The sequence below is a fragment of the Chitinophaga sp. 01L420 genome (genome assembly GCF_056399985.1).
Genome location: NZ_JBFTSK010000006.1, coordinates 252,401 through 271,883, shown reverse-complemented (window position 1 = coordinate 271,883; position 19,483 = coordinate 252,401). Strand labels below are relative to the sequence as shown.

12 protein-coding genes are annotated in these 19,483 nt (G+C 46.0%); 11 read left to right on the top strand and 1 reads right to left on the bottom strand.

Going from position 1 to position 19,483, the window contains the following annotated elements:
* Positions 1-57: 57 nt before the first annotated feature.
* The 5 genes from AC1DP6_RS08510 to AC1DP6_RS08490 are packed head-to-tail and all read left to right on the top strand — an operon-like array spanning position 58 to position 5,937.
* The gene (locus AC1DP6_RS08510; RefSeq protein WP_477054453.1) at positions 58-1,551 is read left to right on the top strand and encodes a tagaturonate reductase; all 1,494 of its coding nucleotides are present in this window, start codon (positions 58-60) and stop codon (positions 1,549-1,551) included.
* A gap of 9 nt (positions 1,552-1,560) precedes the next feature.
* Complete coding sequence (gene uxaC / locus AC1DP6_RS08505) at positions 1,561-2,955, top strand: glucuronate isomerase (RefSeq protein ID WP_477054452.1); 1,395 nt, start codon at positions 1,561-1,563, stop codon at positions 2,953-2,955.
* A complete protein-coding gene (locus AC1DP6_RS08500) occupies positions 2,955-3,953 on the top strand; it encodes a PfkB family carbohydrate kinase (RefSeq protein WP_477054451.1) in 999 nt (332 codons plus the stop codon). The genes uxaC and AC1DP6_RS08500 overlap by 1 nt, the downstream gene beginning before the upstream one ends.
* A 3-nt stretch (positions 3,954-3,956) precedes the next feature.
* On the top strand, positions 3,957-4,619 hold the full coding sequence (locus AC1DP6_RS08495; RefSeq protein WP_477054450.1) for a beta/alpha barrel domain-containing protein: 663 nt from the start codon (positions 3,957-3,959) through the stop codon (positions 4,617-4,619).
* Positions 4,620-4,647: 28 nt separating this feature from the next.
* Positions 4,648-5,937, top strand: coding sequence for an MFS transporter (locus tag AC1DP6_RS08490; RefSeq protein WP_477054449.1), 1,290 nt, complete (start codon positions 4,648-4,650; stop codon positions 5,935-5,937).
* Between the two features lie 96 nt (positions 5,938-6,033).
* Here the strand turns inward: AC1DP6_RS08490 and AC1DP6_RS08485 are convergent, their stop codons facing one another.
* A complete protein-coding gene (locus tag AC1DP6_RS08485) occupies positions 6,034-7,680 on the bottom strand; it encodes a UxaA family hydrolase (protein ID WP_477054448.1) in 1,647 nt (548 codons plus the stop codon).
* 447 nt (positions 7,681-8,127) lie between these two features.
* Here AC1DP6_RS08485 and AC1DP6_RS08480 point away from each other — a divergent pair, with 447 nt between their 5' ends.
* The 6 genes from AC1DP6_RS08480 (at position 8,128) to AC1DP6_RS08455 (ending at position 19,476) form a co-directional block, all read left to right on the top strand.
* Complete coding sequence (locus tag AC1DP6_RS08480) at positions 8,128-11,187, top strand: SusC/RagA family TonB-linked outer membrane protein (protein ID WP_477054447.1); 3,060 nt, start codon at positions 8,128-8,130, stop codon at positions 11,185-11,187.
* Between the two features lie 17 nt (positions 11,188-11,204).
* Positions 11,205-12,746, top strand: coding sequence for a RagB/SusD family nutrient uptake outer membrane protein (locus AC1DP6_RS08475; protein WP_477054446.1), 1,542 nt, complete (start codon positions 11,205-11,207; stop codon positions 12,744-12,746).
* Positions 12,747-12,840: 94 nt separating this feature from the next.
* A complete protein-coding gene (locus AC1DP6_RS08470; RefSeq protein WP_477054445.1) occupies positions 12,841-14,787 on the top strand; it encodes a heparinase II/III domain-containing protein in 1,947 nt (648 codons plus the stop codon).
* A gap of 202 nt (positions 14,788-14,989) precedes the next feature.
* Positions 14,990-16,258: a DUF2264 domain-containing protein gene (locus AC1DP6_RS08465; RefSeq protein ID WP_477054444.1), complete on the top strand. Its 1,269-nt coding sequence runs from the start codon at positions 14,990-14,992 to the stop codon at positions 16,256-16,258.
* Between the two features lie 127 nt (positions 16,259-16,385).
* A complete protein-coding gene (kduI, locus tag AC1DP6_RS08460) occupies positions 16,386-17,228 on the top strand; it encodes a 5-dehydro-4-deoxy-D-glucuronate isomerase (protein WP_477054443.1) in 843 nt (280 codons plus the stop codon).
* 22 nt (positions 17,229-17,250) lie between these two features.
* The gene (locus tag AC1DP6_RS08455) at positions 17,251-19,476 is read left to right on the top strand and encodes a glycoside hydrolase family 88 protein (protein WP_477054442.1); all 2,226 of its coding nucleotides are present in this window, start codon (positions 17,251-17,253) and stop codon (positions 19,474-19,476) included.
* Positions 19,477-19,483: the final 7 nt, after the last annotated feature.

Genomic DNA, 19,483 nt, shown 5'->3' with positions numbered 1-19,483 from the left:
TAATTGTGAATTATATATTTATTAGTTTTAGCAACCTTTTAGTATAAAATACACGTGATGCTACCTATATTAAACAAAGAGCTTATATTGAAAAAGCGGGATTCCGGCGTTCATGAAAAAACTTTCTCCTTCCCGGAAAAGATCCTTCAATTTGGTACCGGCGTGCTTTTGCGCGGATTGGTAGACTACCTGGTAGATAACGCCAACAGGCAGGGCATCTACGAAGGACGCATTGTTGTGGTAAAATCTACCGATGGCGACACCTCTGAATTTTCCAGCCAGGACAGCCTGTATACGACCCATATCAAAGGTATTTCCCAGGGAGAACTGGTAGATCAGGTGCTTATTAACGCAGCTATTAGCCGTGTTTTGCAATCGAATGCAAATTGGCAGGAGATTCTGGAGGCTGTGCATCAACCCGCTTTACAGACGATCATTTCCAACACCACGGAAGTAGGGATTCAGTACGTACCGGAAAAAGTAGCTACGGGTGTTCCATCTTCCTACCCGGGTAAATTACTGGCGGTACTATGGGAACGTTTTTCTTACTTTAAAGGAAGTGCCAATACCGGTTTTGTGATTGTACCAACAGAGCTGGTAGTGGACAATGGCCGCTTATTGAAAGACATTGTATTGCAACTGGCGGCCTACAATGAAATGCCCGCTGCATTTACAGACTGGATTCATGCGGATAATTATTTTTGTAACTCACTGGTGGACCGTATCGTGCCGGGCAAACCCCGCAACCTGGCGGAAATAGCCACTAAAGCTGGTTATACTGATCAGTTGTGGATAGAAGTAGAGCCCTATCTCTTATGGGCAATTGAGGGAGGAGAACATGTCCGGGAGGTATTATCTTTTTATAAGGGAGATGACAGAATGCTCATTGCTGACAGTATCACGCCTTTCCGTGAACAGAAGCTCCGGTTACTGAATGGCAGTCATACCGCAGCAGTACCACTGGCTTTCCTGTCCGGTTTGAATACGGTATACGAGTGTATGCAGGACGAATATATGAGTCATTTTTTCCGGTCGGTGGTGCTGGAGGAAATACTGCCTACCATTGCAGATAGTTGTCCCACCGCTACTGCTTTTGCCACAGACGTACTGGATCGTTTCGCCAATCCGTTTATTGCGCATAAGCTCATCAGTATTACTTTCCAGGAAAGTTCCAAGATGAATGCCCGCAATGTGCGCACGCTGATTCGCTACCAGGAGAAGTATCATGCGCTGCCGCCGCACCTGTGCCTGGGATTTGCTGCCATGTTGCTGTTCCTGCGGCCGGCAAGAGAAGAAAACGGCAAGTACTTTGGTAACAGAGGCCAGGAAGAATATGTTATTACAGATGATAATGCGCCCATCTTTGCTGCATGGTGGCGCGATCATACAGATATTCCTGCGATGGTGGCTGGTATTTGCAGCGATCAACGTTTATGGGAAACCGATCTTACCACTATTCCAGGATTTGCAGCGGAAGTAGCAGCTATTTTAGCCTCGCTGAAAAATGAAGGAGTGAAAGTATTTATTCAATCGCAGCTTCAAAAAAAATAGTCATTCGTTATGAAGGAGTTTTTATCCGAAGATTTTTTATTACAAACGGAAACGGCTAAACGATTATATTTTGATTACGCCGCTTCCATGCCGGTAATTGATTATCACAATCACCTGCCCCCAGATGAAATAGCCAGCAACAAAACATTTGAGAACCTGTATGCTATCTGGCTGAAAGGAGATCATTATAAATGGCGTGCCATGCGTGCCAACGGAGTAGCGGAAGAATTCATCACCGGAACGGCAGATGACTATACCAAATTTCGCCACTGGGCAGCCACCGCGCCATATACCATGCGTAATCCGCTGTATCACTGGTCGCACATGGAATTGAAAAATCCATTCGGCGTCACCGATCTGCTGAGTGAAAAGACTGCCGAAAAAATATACCATGACTGTAATGCGCAGTTACCGGGATTATCCACACAAACACTATTGCAGCACTATAAAGTGGATGTGCTGTGCACTACGGATGATCCGGCAGATTCGCTGGAGCATCACCGGACGATTGCGAACAAACCATTTGGTACCCGCGTGCTGCCTACTTTCCGCCCCGACAGGGCGATGGCGGTGGACAATCCTGAGATGTTCAACAATTTTGTGGATAAGTTGTCGGAGGTGCTGCATAAAGACATCAACCGTTTTGATGATCTGCTGGCAGCCCTGCAAAGTCGCCACACTTATTTCCATGAAACAGGTTGCCGCCTGAGTGATCATGGGTTAAACACTTTTTATTTTACGCCCGCGAGCGACAAAGAGCTGGATACTATTTTTAATAATGCCCGTCACCATACGGCTGCCACGCCGCATGAAAATGCCCAGTTTAAAACGGCTGTATTACTGGCTGTCTGCGGCTGGAACCAGGAGAGAGACTGGACACAACAGTTTCATGTGGGTGCTATCCGTAACAATAATTCCCGTTTGCTGCAACGCATAGGCGCTGATGCCGGTGTAGATTCTATTGGCGACTGGAACGTGGCAGAAGCTATGAGTGCTTTTTTTGACGCGCTGGATAAGAAAGATAAGCTGGCAAAGACGGTTGTATATAACCTGAACCCTTCCTATAACGAGGTATTTGCTACCATGGCAGGTAATTTCCAGGATGGTACTATACCTGGTAAAATACAATATGGTTCCGGTTGGTGGTTCCTGGATCAGAAAGATGGAATGGAGAAGCAGATGAATGTTTTGAGTAACATGGGATTACTCAGTCGTTTTGTGGGTATGTTAACAGATTCCAGAAGTTTTCTATCTTATTCCCGACATGAATATTTTCGCCGTATTTTGTGCAACCTGATCGGGAAAGATGTGGAGCAGGGTGAGTTRCCAAATGATCCGGCCTGGTTGGGAAAAATGGTACAGGACATTTGTTACTATAACGCAAAAGCATATTTTGGATTCTAATGAAGCCGGTAAAAGTTATCACATTCGGAGAGATATTATTGCGTCTGTCGCCAGAGCTGGCACAAAACACTGCCGCTATTTATGTGGGTGGTGCGGAAGCTAACGTGGCAGCAGCGCTGGCCAACTGGGGCACAGAAGTAGCCTACATCAGCAAGGTGCCTGAAAATGGATTGTCTAAAGACGTGCTGCAGCAGCTGAGTAACCGTGGCATTCATACCGACAGGGTATTATGGGGCGGTGAGCGCATCGGTATCTACTACCTGGCGCAGGGCAGTGATCTGAAGCACGCAGAAGTTGTATACGATCGGGCATGGTCGGCCTTTAGCCGGATTGTTCCAGGTACAGTGGATTGGGACGCCTTGCTTGGTGATGCTGAGTGGTTTCACTGGAGCGCTATTACGCCTGCATTGAACCCCGATGCGGCAGAGATTTGCAAGGAAGTGTTGCAGGCAGCCACCCGTAAGGGAATGACGATATCTACGGATTTGAATTACCGCAGTAAGTTATGGCAGTATGGAAAGAAGCCGGTAGACATTATGCCGGAGCTGGTACAGTACTGTGATGTGGTCATGGGGAATATCTGGGCAGCCAACAACATGCTGGATACCACATTGGATGCCGCTGCGCTGGAAGCTGATACCAAGGAGGTGTACCTGCAACAGGCAGAGCTGGTGGCCGCTGAAATAACGGAAAGATTTACACGTTGCAAGCGGGTAGCATTTACCTTCCGTTTCAGTGATGCACCCACGCATAACCGCTATTACGCTTTTTATTACAATAACGGACAGATGAGCATTTCACGCGAATACAATACCCACGATGTGGAAGACAGAGTAGGCAGCGGGGATTGTTTTATGGCCGGATTGATACATGCACAGCTACAAGGACTGGATGATCAGCAGATCATTTCCTATGCTGCGGCTGCCGCTTATTCCAAATTTTTTGTGAAGGGAGATTTTAATACTACTTCCGCTGAAGACATTATAAAACTGATATAGTATATGGCACCAAGTCCTGATGTAATTATTGCTGCGTTTGAGCAAACCGGGATTATTCCTGTTTTTTATCACGAAGATGCAGACGTCTGCCTGGCGGTGCTACAAGCGTGTTATGACGGTGGTTTGCGGGTATTTGAGTTTACCAGCAGGGGAGAAAATGCCCGTAAAAATTTCGCTATCCTCCGGGATAAGAAGCTGGCCACTATGCCTGATCTGTACCTGGGCATCGGTACGATTAAAAATGCAGCGGATGCAGCGGTGTATGCCGGTATGGGTGCGGACTTTATTGTTTGCCCGGTGACTGATCCGGAAACAGCTGTTTACTGTCAATCTGAAAATATTTGCTGGATTCCCGGTGCAATGACGCCTACAGAAATTTCCGTGGCGGAGAAAAACGGGGCAAAGCTGGTGAAGCTGTTCCCTGGTAATGTGCTGGGACCGGGTTATGTAAGGGCGATCAAACCTTTATTCCCGCAGGTGAAATTTATGCCAACCGGTGGGGTAGAACCAACCCAGGTAAGCATGGACAGCTGGTTTGATGCAGGGGTGGTTTGTGTGGGAATGGGTTCCAATTTATTATCCAAATCCCTGATTGAAAGTAAGGACTGGAGCGGGCTGAAAGATAAAATAGTGCAAACGTTTGCATTTCTCAAAGTTATGAAGTAACTTTTGCACTCTATAAATTCCAATTAGAATGAATTCCACAACTTTAGGTAAGTATCGCTGGCGGGTATGCGCGCTTTTATTTGTAGCCACAACCATTAACTACATAGACAGACAGATATTGGGGTTACTGAAAACCGATTTATCTACCGAATTTGGCTGGTCAGAGAAAGATTACAGTAACCTGGTGATGGCATTTTCCGCCTCTTATGCCGTGGGCTTGCTTTTCTTTGGTGCATTGGTAGATAAGATTGGTTCCAAACTGGGATATACTGTTTCTGTGGTAGTATGGAGTTTGTCGGCGATGGCGCATGGCCTGGTGCGCACTACATTAGGTTTTGGGGTGGTAAGATCTGTATTGGGCATCAGTGAGGCGGGTAACTTTCCGGCGGCTATTAAAGCCACGGCGGAGTGGTTTCCCAAGAAAGAGCGGGCATTCGCGACAGGGATCTTTAATTCAGGGTCCAATATTGCCGCAGTAGTAGGCCYCCTGATGGTATACTGGCTGGCAAACAATCATGGCTGGAGAAACGCGTTTGTGTGGACAGGCGCCATTGGTTTTATCTGGCTGATATTCTGGTGGTTTCTGTATGAAATTCCCAGCCGGCACAAGAAATTATCTAAAGCAGAATATGATCATATTCATTCTGACCAGGAAGTAGAAGAAGAAAAGCCCAGGCCGGTAAAGTGGATCAAGTTGCTGGGAATCAGACAAACCTGGGCATTTGTGTTTGGTAAATTACTGACCGATCCGGTGTGGTGGTTTTTCCTGTTCTGGTTGCCAGGGTACCTGGAATCTATTTTTCATGTAAACATGAAATCCAGTCTGGGTCTACCTATCATTATCATTTATTCTATTACCAGCTTCGGTAGCATTGGTGGCGGGTGGTTATCTTCTTACCTTATCAAAAGCGGATGGCCGGTTTTCAAAGCGCGTAAAGTGTCTATGTTGATTTTTGCGCTTTGTGTGGTACCGATTGTGCTCATACAGTATTCCAATAACGTATGGCTGGCGATTGCGTTGATCAGTTTAGCAACGGCAGCGCATCAGGCCTGGTCTGCTACTATTTTCACCACAGCTTCCGATATGTTCCCTAAACGTGCTGTCAGTTCTGTTGTGGGTATTGGCGGTATGGCCGGATCTATTGGTGGTACTTTATTTCCAATGTTAATAGGTACCATGCTGAATCATTATAAATTGATTGGTAATATCGGTATTGGCTATAACATTCTTTTTTCCATATGCGCGGTGGCTTACCTGATCGCCTGGGGCGTGATGCATTTATTTGCGCCTAAAATGGAGAGAGTACAATTAGACTGATTAACTGTTGCATCTTATAAATAGAAAACGTCCGGGCAGATGTCCGGACGTTTGTTTTTATTCTTATGAGTATCAAAAATTATTCTTGTTAATATCCTACAGTGAAACGCCTCTCTTCCATGGAATGAAGTCGTCCTGATTCAGTTGTTCTGCTTTTGTATGTACCTCACCACTGGCGGTTTTGATAACATATTCCAGAATTTCTTCTCCCATATCAGCAATACTGTGTTCTCCACTGATAATAGTACCAGTGTTGATGTCGATAATATCTTTCATGCGGGTAGCCAGTTTGGTATTGGTAGCCAGTTTCAAAACAGGCGCAATAGGGTTACCGGTAGGGGTACCCAGGCCTGTGGTAAACAGTACTACGTTAGCACCGGAGCCTACTTCCGCAGAGGTGGATTCTACGTCATTACCTGGTGTGCATAACAGGTTCAGTCCTGGTTTGGTCACATATTCTGTGTAATCCAGTACATCTGTTACGGGAGAGGTGCCGCCTTTTTTAGCTGCTCCGGCAGACTTGATCGCATCGGTAATGAGACCGTCTTTAATATTTCCCGGGGAAGGGTTCATGTAGAAACCTGAACCAACAGACTGGGCCTGACTTTCATACGCGCGCATGATGCGGATAAATTTATCAGAAGTTTCTTCTGTCTGGCAACGGTTAATGAGTTCTTGTTCCACACCGCAGAGTTCCGGAAATTCAGAGAGGATGGAAGTACCACCCAATGCTACCAGTAGGTCGGACGTATGTCCTACCGCCGGGTTGGCAGAAATGCCGGAGAAACCATCAGAACCACCACATTCCAGGCCTATCACCAGTTTGGATAGTGGGCTGGGTTGACGGGTTTGTTTGTTGACTTCCACCAGTGCGAGGAAAGTATCCTTGATGGCGGCAGACAACATAGCAAATTCAGAAGCGCTCTTCTGTTGTTCGTATACCAGCACCGGTTTGTTGAAGTCCGGGTTGAGTTTCTTTAATGATTCCTGCAGAATGGATACCTGTGCATGCTGACAGCCGAGGCTCAGGATAGTAGCACCTGCCACGTTGGAGTGATGGATGTAGCCGGCCAGTAATGCACAGAGTGCGTCTGAATCCTGGCGTGTACCACCGCAACCACCTTCGTGGGTGAGGAACTTAATACCATCTATATTAGGGAATACTACATTTCGTTTGCTCGTTTCCGTTAGGGCACCTGCTTCGTAGTTTTTAATGGCTTCCAGGTCACCGCTTTTGTAAAGAGATACCAGGTCAGTTACCTGCTCATTGTATACTTCGGCAGGAGAAAAACCCAATCCTTTTTCAAAGGCAGTTTTAATCACACTCACATTCCTGTTTTCACAGAATACCAGTGGAATTACCAGCCAGTAGTTACGGGTTCCTACCTGTCCATCTGTACGCTGGTAGCCCATAAAGGTGCGATCTTTCCATTTGGTTACATCGGGCGCCTGCCATTCCTGGGAGCTGTCTTTTTCATGAAATGCGTTGGCATCATGTACTACATTTTCTGTTGTAATACTTTCTCCCTGCAAAATGGTTTTGTTGGCTTTACCCACCAGTACGCCGTACATGGTAATAGGCGCGCCTTCCTGTATATCTGAAATCAGGAATTTATGTTTCGCAGAAATATTTTGCTGAAGTTGAATGTTATGTCCGTTAAATGATATATCGGTTCCCGCTGGTATATCCTGTAGGGCTACCAGCACATTATCGTCAGGATGAATTTGTAAGTAAGCGTTCATGACAGCTAAAGTAGTAAATATGCGCTCGGGCTGATGATACTAAAATGTTAATCCATGATAACATTTTGACTATTTGACAAAACAGCTGAAATCTCGGGTGGTAGCATGTTAGGAATGAATTATAAATTGTTAAATCGCTATTAGCCGGAACAGGCAAACCATTTTACCGGCATATATCAATTCTAAAAATATTTATGCAAACGTTTGTATTATTCGATTTATTCAATAAATTTGATTTCAACAGGCAGCTATAAGGCCTTAAGGTGAACAGTTTTCCAACAATGAAAAATAGATAAATAACTAACTATGAATTAGTTATGTTAATTTAAGACCAACAGGAGCAAATTCCAATTTAGAGAAACAAGAGTGAACAAATGAGCAATCCAGTGAACAAGATTCCATTATTTCATTCAATTTAATGCAAACGTTTACATTAAACACACGTTTATGAAAAAACTGCTAGGGGCTTCACTATGCATATGGGGGATGTGCGTAGTACAGACTGCAATTGCCCAGGAAAAAAAATCAATCAAAGGAACTGTTAAAGATGCACAGGGCGCTACTATTCCCGGCGTAACCGTGGGCATAAAACATACCGCTACCGGTACTGTAACAGGGCCCGATGGTGCATTCCATTTGAACGCATCAGAACAGGACACACTGGTGCTTAGCTTCATCGGATATGATAAAAAAGAAATACCTGTTAATAAACAAACGGACTTAAAAATAAAACTCGATGCCAGCGCTACCAGTTTAAATGAAACCGTGGTAGTAGGTTATGGTGTACAAAAGAAAGTCAACCTTTCTGGCGCTGTTACCAGCGTGAACTTCGACAAAACCATGCAAAGTCGTCCGGTAACGGATCTCAGCACCGCTCTTAGCGGGATGGCGCCGGGCGTAAGCATTTCGCAGGCATCCGGACAACCCGGCCGTGAAAATGCCACCATTCGTGTCAGGGGCGTAGGAACGCTCAACGATGCCAACCCATTCATCCTGGTAGATGGTATTGAAAGTAGCATGAGCGATGTAAACATGGCGGATGTAGAAAGCATTTCAGTATTGAAAGATGCCTCCGCTGCCGCTATCTATGGCTCCCGCGCCTCCAACGGTGTGGTACTCATTACTACCAAAAAAGGGAAGAAAGGCAGAACGTCTGTTTCATACAACGGCTACTATGGCGTACAAAAAGCCACTAAACTATTTGATATGGTAAGTGATTACCCTACCTATATGCAGCTGATGAATCGTGTAGCCGTATCAGATAATCCCGGTAGTGCATTGCCATTTAAACAGGCTACGATCGACTCCTGGAAGAATGCTACCGATAGAACACTGTATCCTAATACAGACTGGATGGGCGTATTGTTCGGGCAAGGACAACTGACAGGGCACACCGTGTCCGTATCCGGTGGATCAGAAAAGACCACCTATTATATGTCGCTCGACTACCTGCATAATGAAGGTATCATGAAAAATACCAGTCAGGACAGGTACATGGTGCGTATGAACGCAGATCATGAGATCAGTAAGAAAATAAAAGTAGGTGCCAACATTGCGCTCACCTGGAAAGATCGCAAGGAGCCACAGGATGTAGGTACTATCCTGGCATATGCAGCCAGTACTACACCCGGCATGACACCGAAAGTAACAGATGCCAGCGGAACCCGCTATGGTGGTCGTAATACAGATGATGAAAACGGACAGCTGGATAACCCGCTGCAATACATCGAAACCTGGTTCCGTCCTAACCGTCAGCAAAGAACTTTCGCCAAAGTATATGGCGAATGGAGCATCATAGATGGCCTGAAATTCCAGCTGAATGGTGCTGCGGATTATTTTAACACGGGACAGAAAAGTTATGCCTATGCCGGCGCAATTCAGAACAGGTGGAACTTCCAGAAAAATGTGATTGCGCAGCAACTGGATCAGCAACCAGCTACCCTGTCTCAACTGGATAGCACCAACCTGCACCTGACCTATTTTGCTACACTGAACTATACCAAAAATTTTGGCGCTGATCATCATTTCAATGTACTGGCAGGTACCAGCCGGGAGTCTGTCAAAGGCACCCTGTTTACCGGCAGCATACAAAACTTCCCTACCAACAATACCTGGGAACTGGGTGCAGGCCTGGAACAACCTAAGGTAGGCGGTACTTCTGATCTCTATACCATTATTTCCTATTTCGGCCGCGTTAACTACGACTATAAGAATAAATACCTGCTGGAAGCGAATCTCCGCAGAGATGGTTCCTCTAAATTCCGTTCCGGATTACAATATGGTACTTATCCTTCGTTCTCCGCAGCATGGCGCTTGTTAGAAGAACCTTTTCTTAAAGATGTTGTGCCAACCTGGGTGAATAATATGAAGGTACGCGCCTCCTGGGGTAAACTGGGTAATGATCGTATTAAGTCATTTTCTTTCATGAACCTGTATTCCTCCGGACAAAACTATTCCTATGGCGGTACTATTGCTGCAGGTTTAGTACCACTCACCATGGCTAATCCGAATATTACCTGGGAAAAAACAACGACTACCAATCTGGGTATAGATGCGAATCTTTTCCAGGATCATTTCAACCTGACATTTGATGTGTTCAAGCGCCGGACTTCTGATGTACTCGTACCACTGCCATTGTCTTCCCTGTATGGTGGTCTTACTGCTCCTTTCCAGAATGTGAGTATTGTGGATAACAAAGGCTGGGAGCTGACGATGGGGTATAATAATAAAGCAGGCGATTTCAGTTACGGTATATCCGGCAACGTTAGTAATATCAATAACAAAGTCGTAAAATTCCGGGGCAATGCCTTTAGTCCAATTGCCGGTGCGGCAGTGATTAAAGAAGGTTGGTCTATTGGTTCTCTCTATGGCTTACAATCAGCTGGTATTTTCCAGAATGATGCTGAAGTGAAAAACTGGGCGGCACAGCGTACCGCGGGTTTAAACAAACCCGGTGATCTTAAGTTTGTAGACATTGATGGAGATAAGGTAGTAAATGGTAACGACCGTGTGAATATGGGTAACACCATTCCAAAATGGTATTTCGGCCTGAATCTGAATGCTGGTTACAAAGGTTTTGACCTGGCGCTTTTATTCCAGGGTGTAGGCGGTGTAAACCGTTACTACCAGGATAACTGGTATACTACCGGTATCCGTTCCGGCCGGGAGATCAATGCTGAGTTCCTGAATGCCTGGACACCGGAAAATCCGAACACGAATATCCCACGTTTAACAGCTGCTGCTAACACGGATAATACGCAGGCCAATACCTTCTGGGTGCAGGATGCTTCTTTTGTTCGCCTGAAAAATATACAGTTGTCCTACACTTTTCCAAAGAGGATGTTTAACAGTACCCTGCAGAGCGTCCGTGTATATGTGAATGCACAGAATGCCTTTACCTGGACCAAATTCAAAGGACTTGATCCGGAAGTAAGTGATTACACCCAGTCAGGCATTCAATACCCTAATGTGCGTGTGATCACCGGCGGCGTGAACGTAATCTTTTAATCGTTAAACTGTAAGAAATGAATAAGATATTAACAGCTATATGTGCATGCAGTTTATTAACGCTGGGTGCCTGTAAGAAAGATTTTCTGAATGTTACTCCTACCGATAAAGTGTCTGATGCCAATTTCTGGCAAACAGAAAAGGATGCGAACGCCGGTGTTACTGCGATATACAATGATCTGCAGAATAATGATATTTATGGTTTGTATGTGTATAACGATGGCTTAACACCTTCGGCTTTTATCTGGGATGATGGGGGCACGGGTTTCGGTCCTGTTGCGAAAGGAAATATGAATCCTTTTACTACTTCGGTAGCCAATAAGTTCAAGGCATTGTACAATGGTATTTACCGTGCTAACCTGGCGCTGGAAAAGTTACCGGGTGTGAACATGAATGCGGCTACCAATCATCGTTTGATAGCAGAAGCTACATTTTTGCGCGCCCTGTATTATTATCAGTTGACAGATTTTTACGGAGATGTACCGTTGGTTACCAAAACGCTGAAGCTGGGAGATCCTTTACCTGGTAAGGAAACAAGGGCCAACCTGCTTAGCTTCATCATAAAGGAAGCGGGTGCTGCTGCCGATTCATTGCCTAAAAGTTATGCTGCTGCATTGGTAGGTCATGCTACGCAGGGCGCTGCCTTAACGCTGAAAGCAAAGGCGCAGTTGCTGGCGAAACAATATGATGCTGCTGCAGCTACCTGTCAAACGATCACCGGACTGGGATACGATCTGTACACTGATTATAAAAACATGTTTGTATCTACCAGTGCAGAAAATAATGTGGAAGTGATTTTTGATGTGCAGTACCTGGCGCCGGGGTTAGGTCAGGGTAGTTTGTTGGATAAACGTCTTTCTACCCGTAGTTCTTTTTCCAGTGGCTGGAGCAATGTGTATGCGTCTGTGAACCTGGTGAATAATTATGAGATGAAAAATGGTAAGGCCATTACAGACGCGGGTTCTGGCTACGATCCAGCCAACCCGTATAGCAACAGGGATCCGCGACTGGATTATACAGTAGTAAGACCGGGTGCCAGCTGGAAAGGTATTCCCTATGCTAATCTGCGCTTAGATAATGCCGCTACCTTTACCGGGTACCTGACCAGGAAGTATGTATTGGAAGTAGATGGTTTTGGTGCAGGGGATTCTCCGCTTAATTTTATAATTTTCCGTTATGCAGATGTGTTGCTGATGCTGGCAGAAGCTCAGAATGAAGCAGCAGGGCCGGATGCCACAGTATATGCCGCCATCAATAAAGTAAGAGCGCGTAAAGGAGTAGAGATGCCGGAGATTCCTGCGGGCAAGTCGAAGGAAGAAATGCGTAATATTATCCGTCACGAGCGTATGATAGAGTTTGCAATGGAAGGCACGTATTATTCGGATATCCGTCGCTGGGGCATTGCTACCCAGTTAATGAATGGACTGGTGGTGACCAATATTGCAGGACAACAGATTGATAAGATTAATTTCGTAAATGCGTTTAATCTATGGCCTATTCCACAGGCAGAAATAGACCTCAACAGTAACCTGGTACAAAATCCTGATTATGCAAAATAAAATGATAGCCTGAACCAATGAAAAATGATCATGCCACGGCTAGTAGTCGTGGCATGTGTTTTTTATCTTACTGAAAATTAATTGTCATATGTACATGAAAGAAATACTTTGTGCAATATTGCTTTTTTCGGGCGTCGGTTTTGCAAACGACTCGCTGGCACAGGAGCAAAAAAAAGATAGGAACTACCTGTACAATGAGTACCAGCGCGGTGGTGGGGAAACTGTCTTCAAAGATCTGGCGCAGTGGAGACAGGAGCGGTTAAAATCCATTGCAGATAAAATGGCGGCCTTGCCGGCGGTGACTAAAGCCACTCTGATAAAAGAAGCGGATAAAGCCATGGCATTTAACTGGCCATCTTTACCTGCTACCTTGTACCTGGAATACAGGGATAATGGTAACCGGATCAATTTTGAAAGTGTACAATCTGAACGCCGTAGGGTATTAACGACCCTGGTAGCGGGGGAACTGGCTGGTGGCAACGGAAAGTATGTACCACAGATCGTAAACGGCTTGTGGTTGATACTGGAAGAAAGCACCTGGGTATTGCCCGCACATGTGGGTGTACAAAAGGCGGGAAGTGGTCTGGCAGATCCTGCGGAACCCATAGTAGACCTGGTGGCAGGAGAAACCGCGGCTACGCTTAGCTGGACGCAATTCCTCTTACATGATCAGCTGGATAAAATTTCACCGATGGTGAACAAGCGGATTAACTATGAATTGCAACATCGTGTTGTGGAACCCTTTCTGAAACGCAACGACTTCTGGTGGATGGGCTGGGCCGGCCGCACCGTGAATAACTGGAACATCTGGATTAATACCAATGTATTACAAACGGCTTTGTTAAGTATAAATGAGACGGATATACGCAATAAGCTGATCGAAAAAGCGATCCGCAGTGCAGATAATTTCGTGAATGGTTATCCCAATGATGGTGGTTGTGACGAAGGACCCACTTACTGGGGGCATGCAGGCGGCAAGTTGATAGAGTTCATCACCTTATTGAACAATGCTTCCGCACATAAACTCAACTGGAGCAACAATGAACTGATTCATCAGATTGGCGCTTATATTTATAAAATGCATGTCGACAGCAGCCGGTTTGTCAACTTTGCGGATGCATCGGCCAGTACGATTCCGCCACCTCATACTGTATATTTATATGGCACTGCTTTCCAGGACCCATTGCTGATCAACTTTGCGGCTTATTTATCCCGCCTGGATAATCCGGATAGCATGAACATAAAAGCACCTTCGCTGGCTTTCTTTATTTACAACCTGGAATGCCGGGATGCCTTACTGGCGACGAAACCGGCAGCACCTTATACCGCTGTAAACTGGTTGCCTGATTTGCAGGTAGTGTCTATACGCTCACAGGCGGGTACTTCCAAAGGGTTATTTTTTGCCGCTTTGGGCGGACATAATGCAGAGAGCCATAATCACAATGATGTAGGCAACTTTGTATTGTATATGGATGGAAAGCCAGCATTGATCGATGTGGGTGTAGGCACTTATACCAAGCAGACTTTCAGTGCGGATCGGTATAAACTGTGGTTTATGCAATCGCAGTGGCATAATTGTCCTACGATCAATGGTGTGCAACAACAGGATGGTCGCCGTTTCCAGGCAAATGACGTTCACTTTGCCAATAACAAGCTAAGCATGGATATAGCGGCTGCTTATCCGGCAGCCGCTATGGTGCAGTCCTGGAAGCGTACTTTCACTTTTGCACCTGCCAAAACCTCGCTGCAACTCGATGAAGCGTATCAGCTGAAAGAATGGAAGGAAGCCTTTCTATTACATTTCATGACCGATTTGCCGGCAGATACCAACACGGTGGGTAAGGTGATCTTAAAGGGGACCACTGCCAACTTAACAATCTCCTATGATCCTGCTTTGTTTGAGGTGATTACAGAAAGACAGGAAGTAACAGATGGCCGCTTATTACCCGTATGGGGAGATCATGTTACCCGTATCAGTCTGAAAGCGCGTAAGCAGTCGCTGAAGGGGCAACATAAAATACAATTTATAATGAGCCGGTAGCCTTTTGTAAATCCCCAAAGGCCGGTCCGGGTGGCCGTTTGTATAACCGAACTCCGGTAAGGGATAAAACATAAGCAGCTGACTGAGTTGCCATTTTTTTAAATAAATGCTTGACTTTTGCAAACGTTTGCATTACATTAGAGCTTTAGCCATAGCTGGGTCATAGCAGCAGTTATTTTAACTACATCAAAGTTATTCTACAGTGGAACGCAGAAACTTTATCAAAATAGCGCCGTTGGCGGGTCTTGCAGGAGCGATGGCTCCAGGCAAAGCACTGGCTGCAGCTGCGAACGGAGGAACAGTGAACAATGCTGCCACGGTGGCCGTACCGGATCGTTCCTATCACGTAAATCTATTGCAACGTATTTCCCGGCCGGTAGTGGAAAACATGAGTAAGGGTACACTGAAGCAAAACATGCCTTTGGAAAAAGGGCCAGGGTATGGTTTGGCAGTAGAAAAGGTGACTTACCTGGAAGCCTTCGGCCGTTGCATTTCAGGGTTAGCGCCCTGGCTGGCATTGCCGGACGATGCAACCGCAGAAGGAAAGCTGCGGAAGCAAATGAGAGAGCAGGTATTGCAGGGAATTGTGAACGGTGTAAATCCGGCTTCACCGGATTACCTGAACTTCCGGACAGAAGCACAACCCCTGGTAGATGCTGCCTATTTGTGTCAGACCTTTATGCGTGCCCCCGAAGCGCTATGGGCGCCACTGGATAACGCTACCAAAGCCAATGTGGTAAAAGAACTGAAGGAGTTAAGACGCATCCGCCCCGCTTACAATAACTGGTTATTATTTGCAGGTATGGTAGAAGCGTTCCTGTTATCTATCGGGGAAGAATGGGAGCCGTTGCGCACCATGGTGGCCACCAAAAAAATACAGGAATGGTATGCCGGTGATGGCTTTTACAGCGATGGACCGCAGTTTTCACTGGATTATTATAATGGCTATGTGATACACCCGATGTTTACCGACATGCTGAAAGTATTAGTAGATAAGCAACAGGGACCTAAAGCAGATTACGATCAGGCGGTGAAACGAATGCAACGTTTTTCCGAACTACAGGAGCGAATGATTGCACCGGATGGTACTTATCCTGCGTTGGGGAGGTCTATGACCTATCGCACAGCTGCTTTTCAGCCGCTGGTTCAACTGGCACTGATGCATCAGCTGCCGGAAGGTATTGCGCCGGCACAGGTTCGTTGTGCGATGACCGCCATTATGAAAAACATTTTTGAAATGGAAGGTACCTTCGATAAACAAGGATGGCTGCAACTCGGTATTTGCGGGCATCAGCCGGAAGTAGCAGACGTCTATACTTCTACCGGCAGCCTGTACATTTGCACCAATGGATTCCTGGCCCTGGGATTACCTGCTACAGATCCTTTCTGGGCAGATCCGGCAGCGGAATGGACGGCGCAGAAAGTATGGTCCGGTAAAACAATAAAGAAAGATTATCACGTTAGCTATTAGCTATTAGCTATTAGCCATTAGCTTTTAGCTGTTAGCAAATGTTGTGTTGATCTTCGCTGCATTTACTAAAAGCTAAAAGCTAAGTGCTAAAAGCTTATTCATTATATTAAAAACACGATAGAATTATATGAGCACCACGTTAGATTCAAGGTACGCCAGCAGTCCTGCGGAAGTGAAACAAATGGATACCGCGCAGTTGAGACAGGCTTTTTTAATAGAAAACATTTTTGAAGCAGATCAGATTACCTGGACGCATTCACATTACGACCGCTATCTTACAGGAGGCGCTATGCCGGTGAAAGGACCGGTAACACTGGTTTCCATCGATCTCCTGAAAGCAGATTATTTTCTGGAAAGAAGAGAACTGGGAATGATCAATGTAGGTGGTGAAGGCATTGTGGAAGTAGACGGAGAGAAATTTGAACTCGCCTACAAAGAAGCGTTATACATCGGTAAAGGTAAACAGCAGGTAGTTTTTTACAGCAAAAATGCGCAAACACCCGCTAAATTTTACCTGAATTCTACGCCGGCACATCATACCTATCCAACACGTAAAGTGTCTAAAAAGGATGGAGATGTAGTGACGCTCGGAACGTTGGAGACTTCCAATCACCGCACCATCAATAAACTGCTGGTGAACAGTGTGCTGGAAACCTGTCAGCTGCAGATGGGCATGACAGAACTGCAACCTGGCAGCGTATGGAATACGATGCCGGCGCATACGCACGACAGAAGAATGGAAGTATATTTTTATTTTGAAGTACCGGAAGGACAGTCGGTATGCCACTTTATGGGCCAGCCACAGGAAACCCGCCACGTGTGGATGCAGAATGAACAGGCTATCATATCGCCACCATGGTCGGTGCACAGCGGTGCCGGTACCAGCAACTATACTTTTATTTGGGGTATGGCTGGTGAAAACCTGGACTATAGTGATATGGATCATTGTAAGATCATAGATTTACGTTAATGAACTGATAATAGCTGCTATCATGATGATGAAAACAATTATCGCAGGAAGCTTGATGGGCTTGTCTTTCCTGCATGCCGGCTTACCGGCGCATGCTACCGGACCTGTTACGGAAAAGCATGCTACTGCTTTCACCGATGCCTATACTGCACAAATAGTGAGGGCTCAAATGGAGAAAGTGGCTTCCTGGCAATGGCGGCATATTGCCGCAAATGGCTGGAACCATGCGCCTACCGACTGGACCAATGGCGCCATGTATGCCGGCATGTTATCGCTGACACAGGTAACGGCCAATCCGTTTTTTACCAACCGCCTGATACAGGTAGGAAAGGACAATAACTGGAACACCGGACCGGATCGTTTTTTTGCAGATGAATATTGTGTTGGCCAATTGTATTCACAATTATACAGTGTGTACGGAGATACGTTGATGGTAGATAAATTCCGCAAACTGGCAGATAGCATCGTTGCTGCGCCACATAACGAATCCCTTGAATGGAAGAATGGTATTCACCACCGCGAGTGGGCCTGGTGTGATGCGCTGTTTATGGGACCTCCGGCACTGGCATACCTCTCTACCGCTACCCGTTATCCACGGTACCTGGAAACCGCCGATAAACTATGGTGGAAAACAACCGAGTATCTGTACAATAAGCAGGATAGTCTGTATTACCGCGATGGCAGCTATATCGGCAAAAAGGAAAAAAATGGTACCAATGTGTATTGGAGTCGTGGTAACGGCTGGGTAATGGGCGGCCTGGTACGCATGCTGGATAACATGCCGGCAAGTTATGCAGGTAAACAACGTTTCCTGGAGTTATATAAACAAATGGCTTACCGTATTGCTGCTTTGCAAACTGCCGATGGTACCTGGCATGCCAGCCTACTGGATCCTGATAACTATCCGGCAAAGGAAACAAGTGGTACCGGTTTTTACGTATATGCGTTAATGTGGGGTATCAATAACGGGGTGTTGCCGGAGAAAGAATTTTTGCCCATCGTGCAAAAGGGTTGGGATGCACTTACCGGTTGCGTGCAACCTAACGGCAAACTGGGTTTTGTGCAGGAAATTGGCGCCGCCCCGGGAAAAGCTACAGCAGATGATACAGAAGTATATGGCGTAGGTGCGTTCCTGTTAGCCGGGTCGGAACTGATAAAATTCGACCTGCGCAAAAATGCGACTGCTGCGGTAGTCATCTCCAATAACACAGGTGTAAACAGGGAAGGCGATATTGTAGAAATTCCTTATGGAGATTTTATACGCAAGGCCAGTAAAGGCGCGCAGAAAAATTTTAAGGTAGTAGATGTAATAGGTGGACAGGAAATCCCTTACCAGCTGCTGTATGAAGGCGGCAAAGCTGCAAAGAAAATATTACTGCAGGTAACAGTACCTGCCGGTGCCAAATTGTATGCAGCCATTGTGGAAGGCACGCCTGCGCCGGTAAAGGCAGGGGCTTATGGTCGGTATGTACCTGAACGTAAAGATGATTACGCCTGGGAAAATGACCGGATGGCTTACCGTATGTACGGCAAAGCGCTGGAACAGGTGCCCAAGGAAATGGCCTTCGGCATTGATGTATGGGCCAAGCGTACCACCGATATGGTGATTGATACCTGGTATAAACTGGATAACTACCACCACGATAATGGACAGGGATTGGATTATTACAGTGTTGGTTTAACACTGGGCGCTGGTGATACCGCACCTTATGGTAAGGATACGATCTATTACCCAAAGAACTATCGTCAGTGGAAAACACTGGATAATGGCCCCTTGCGGACTATTTTTGCTTTAACGTATGACAGCTGGCAGGCCGGTAATACAGCCGTTACCGTTACCAAAACGATTTCACTGGACGCTGGTTCACAGCTGAATAAGATGCAGTTGCAGTATACTTTTAAAGGCAAGGATAGTATTCCGGTAGTAACAGGTATTGTAAAGCGTAAGGAACCAGGTACCGTATTGCTGGATGAAAAGACGGGTGTAATGGGTTACTGGGAGCCTACGCATGGCGAAGATGGCACCATTGGAGTGGGTTGTGTATTTGCACGGGAAGTACCTGGCATGAAAACGGATAACGTACATTTGCTGAGCCCTGGTACAACGGGCAATCAACAGCCATATGTATACTATTTTGGAGCTGCCTGGAACAAGGGAGGCCGGATTACTTCCGCCCCAGAATGGTTTAGCTACCTGGAAACTTTTGCGCAAAAGGTTAAACAGCCTTTAGTCGTAACGATTCAATAATTCTGGA

What these genes read in the sequence shown, in the direction of transcription:
- AC1DP6_RS08510 (WP_477054453.1), top strand. Translation starts at nt 58, where the DNA reads ATGCTACCTATATTAAACAAAGAGCTTATATTGAAAAAGCGGGATTCC.
- AC1DP6_RS08500 (WP_477054451.1), top strand. Translation starts at nt 2,955, where the DNA reads ATGAAGCCGGTAAAAGTTATCACATTCGGAGAGATATTATTGCGTCTG.
- AC1DP6_RS08495 (WP_477054450.1), top strand. Translation starts at nt 3,957, where the DNA reads ATGGCACCAAGTCCTGATGTAATTATTGCTGCGTTTGAGCAAACCGGG.
- AC1DP6_RS08485 (WP_477054448.1), bottom strand. Translation starts at nt 7,680, where the DNA reads ATGAACGCTTACTTACAAATTCATCCTGACGATAATGTGCTGGTAGCC.
- AC1DP6_RS08480 (WP_477054447.1), top strand. Translation starts at nt 8,128, where the DNA reads ATGAAAAAACTGCTAGGGGCTTCACTATGCATATGGGGGATGTGCGTA.
- AC1DP6_RS08475 (WP_477054446.1), top strand. Translation starts at nt 11,205, where the DNA reads ATGAATAAGATATTAACAGCTATATGTGCATGCAGTTTATTAACGCTG.
- AC1DP6_RS08470 (WP_477054445.1), top strand. Translation starts at nt 12,841, where the DNA reads ATGAAAGAAATACTTTGTGCAATATTGCTTTTTTCGGGCGTCGGTTTT.
- kduI (WP_477054443.1), top strand. Translation starts at nt 16,386, where the DNA reads ATGAGCACCACGTTAGATTCAAGGTACGCCAGCAGTCCTGCGGAAGTG.
- AC1DP6_RS08455 (WP_477054442.1), top strand. Translation starts at nt 17,251, where the DNA reads ATGATGATGAAAACAATTATCGCAGGAAGCTTGATGGGCTTGTCTTTC.